Below are 3,129 nucleotides of genomic sequence, written 5' to 3'. Positions count from 1 at the left end.
TAGATAAAAAAGAAGCGTTTCTTCAATCTATTAATGAAAAAATTGATACAAGTAATAAGAATGGATATACTTTTACTGAAATTATAAAACATCTTGTTAAATTTCAAAGTGATGTTATAAGTGAAAAAACAAAAAAAGGATTATATGAAGCAAAGCAAAAAGGAGTAACTCCAGGAAGACCAAAGAAACCTGATGAGAATGTAAAACATGCTATTGTTATGTATGAAAGTAAAAAATATAGTTTAAGTGAAATAAAAAAAGAAACTGGAATTAGTAAATCTACATTATACAGATATTTAGAACATTAATTACCTAAAATTATACAATTAAAGAATAGCTATACTTATGAGGAAATATCGCCAATCACAAAATAATTGGCGATATCAAAACATTTTTATTTTTTTGAATGTGCCTTAATTATTTTTACATTAATACTAATTCTGTTATGTAATATATTCGTTTTATATTTACTATATACTGCATACTCCATATCTAACCAGAATATTATTGTACTTTTCTTTTAAAAGTTATTACATCATCATATAATTTTGGCATCCATCCTTTCCCTTCTTGTTCTTTATGTAAAATACCTACAAGTTCCCACCCTTTTGATCCATAATTATCAAGTTCTTGCTTTAATTTTTCTGGATCCTCTAAACTTTTAAAATCTGTAATACTTATAACATTATATTCCCATTCCATCTTTAAAACCTCCTTTTATTATTTATAAAATATTTTTAATATTAGTATTTCATATTTTCCTTGTTATTATTCTTTTATTAATTACAATCCCTAATAAATTCATACTATTATCTTTCAGTAAAATACATTTAAGTTTATTAATTATTCTAAAAATTTTATACTATCTAATTATTTTTAAACCACCCCTTAGTATTGTTAGCTATTTTAACAAGAGCAAGCATTACTGGAACTTCAACAAGTACTCCAACTACAGTTGCAAGAGCTGCTCCACTTTGTAAACCAAATAATGATATCGCTACTGCTACTGAAAGTTCAAAGAAATTACTTGCACCTATCATTCCTGCTGGTGCTGCAATGTTATGAGGAAGTTTAAGTAATTTTGCTCCAACATAAGCAATAGTAAAAATAAAGAAAGTCTGAATTGTAAGTGGTACTGCTATTAATAAAATATGCAACGGATTGTTTAAGATAATATCTCCTTGGAAGGAAAACAATATTATAAGTGTTAAAAGTAATCCTATTATTGTTACATTGTCAAACTTCTTTAAAAATATATTATTAAAATAATCCTCACCTTTTTTCTTTATTAGTACAGTTCTTGTTGTATATCCTAAAGCTAGCGGAATAACAACAAATAGTACTGTTGAAAGAAGTAATGTTCCCATTGGTACAGTTACATTACCAACTCCAAGTAAAAATGCTACTATTGGTGCAAATGCAATTAAAATTATTAAATCATTAACTGCAACTTGAACTAAAGTATAGGCTGCATCACCTTTTGTTAAATGACTCCATACAAATACCATTGCTGTACATGGCGCTGCTCCAAGTAATACTGCTCCTGCTAAATATTCTTTAGCAAGATTTACTGGTATAAAACTTTTAAATACAATGTAAAAAAAGAACCATGCAATTGCATACATTGTAAATGGTTTTATAAGCCAATTTGTTACACAAGTTAATATAAGTCCCTTTGGTTTTTTACTAGCATTAACTATACTTGTAAAATCTATTTTTAACATCATTGGATATATCATAAGCCAAATTAATATTGCAACTGGAATTGATACGTTATAATATTCAAATTTATTTAGTGTATCTGGTATTATAGGTAAAAATTTTCCTATAAAAATTCCAACAACAATACATGCTGCTACCCATAATGTTAAATATTTTTCAAATACACCTAACCCTTTTCCTTTATTTTCTGACATATATCTATCTCCCTATTTATTATTTACTTTCTTTATTTTTTGATCGCTTATAAAATTTGTTACCACCTGATAAATTATATACTTTTTTAAATCCATGATTAATTAAAATGTTCTGTGCTGCATTTCCTGTAACACCTTTATTGCAATAAGTTACAGTAGTAATTCCTTTATCTAACTTATCTAAATCATCTCTTAAAGTACTATGAGGCATATTTTCTGCCATATAAACATGAGCTTCATCATATTGCTTAGGTACTCTCGCATCTATTATTTGAAATTTTTCTGTATTTTCAGTTAAATTTTTAAGTTCATTACTAGTTATAATTGGTCTGCTATTGTTTATTGCGTTATCTAAAATCATTCCTGTATAATGAACTGGATCTTTTGTAGTAGAAAATGGTGGTGCATATGCTAAATCAAGATGGAATAATTCATCTACCTTTGCGCCATAAGTAATTAATGTTGCAAATACATCAATTCTCTTATCCACACCTTCATATCCTATTATTTGTACACCCAATAACTTTTCTGTGTTTTTATCTGCAATAGCTTTTATAACCATCTCTTTTCCATGAAAATATGATGGCTTATCTGGTTTTATATTGTGACATATTTGAATTTCATAGCCTTCTTCTAATGCTTCTTTTTCAGATAACCCAGTATTTGCAATAGCCATATCAAACAATTTAAATATTCCTGTGCCTAAGTTGCCTTTATATCTTAAATTTCCTTTAGTTAAAGCATCACCTGCAATTCTACCAGTTTTATTTGCAGTAGATCCTAGTGGTCTATATATTGATTTTCCTGTTATTAAAGAAAAAGTTTCTATACAATCCCCACACGCATAAATATCTTTAATATTTGTTTCCATTCTATTATCTACTTTTATTGCCCCTGTAATGCCTATTTCTATTTTGCATTCTCTAGCTAAGTCTACATTAGGTCTAACCCCTGTAGCCATAATAACCATATCACTATCTAAAACAGTTTTATCTGCAAGTATTACTTGCTTTTCTGAAATTTCACTAATATCAGTATTTTTAATAATTTTTACATCTTTCTTTTTTAATTCATTCTCTAAATACTGTGCCATATCTTCATCTAAATTTGGTGTTATTTTATTTGCTTTTTCAAGTATGGTCACATTTATCTTTTCTTCAATTAAATTTTCAAGCATTTCGAATCCAATAAACCCTGTACCAACTATTACTGC

General features: G+C 27.4%; 4 protein-coding genes. 1 reads left to right on the top strand and 3 read right to left on the bottom strand.

Annotated features, from left to right (window positions below; all coding sequences use genetic code 11):
• Positions 1-308: helix-turn-helix domain-containing protein (locus tag NG904_RS14110; protein ID WP_252232229.1), on the top strand; the 308-nt coding region annotated here is incomplete at its 5' end.
• Positions 309-504: 196 nt separating this feature from the next.
• Here NG904_RS14110 and NG904_RS14105 read toward each other — a convergent pair.
• From NG904_RS14105 to NG904_RS14095, 3 genes are all read right to left on the bottom strand, one after another.
• The gene (locus tag NG904_RS14105) at positions 505-702 is read right to left on the bottom strand and encodes a DUF4177 domain-containing protein (protein ID WP_252213931.1); all 198 of its coding nucleotides are present in this window, start codon (positions 700-702) and stop codon (positions 505-507) included.
• A 164-nt stretch (positions 703-866) separates the two neighbouring features.
• Positions 867-1,916, bottom strand: coding sequence for an ACR3 family arsenite efflux transporter (arsB, locus tag NG904_RS14100; RefSeq protein WP_252232227.1), 1,050 nt, complete (start codon positions 1,914-1,916; stop codon positions 867-869).
• Between the two features lie 19 nt (positions 1,917-1,935).
• Positions 1,936-3,129 (bottom strand): FAD-dependent oxidoreductase (locus NG904_RS14095; RefSeq protein ID WP_252232225.1); only part of this gene is annotated, 1,194 nt, incomplete at its 5' end.

It is taken from the genome of Clostridium sp. ZBS15 (genome assembly GCF_023845705.1).
Lineage (GTDB): Bacteria > Bacillota > Clostridia > Clostridiales > Clostridiaceae > Clostridium > Clostridium aquiflavi.
Note: the sequence above shows the minus strand (reverse complement) of the source record. Positions and strands in the feature narration are given on the sequence as shown.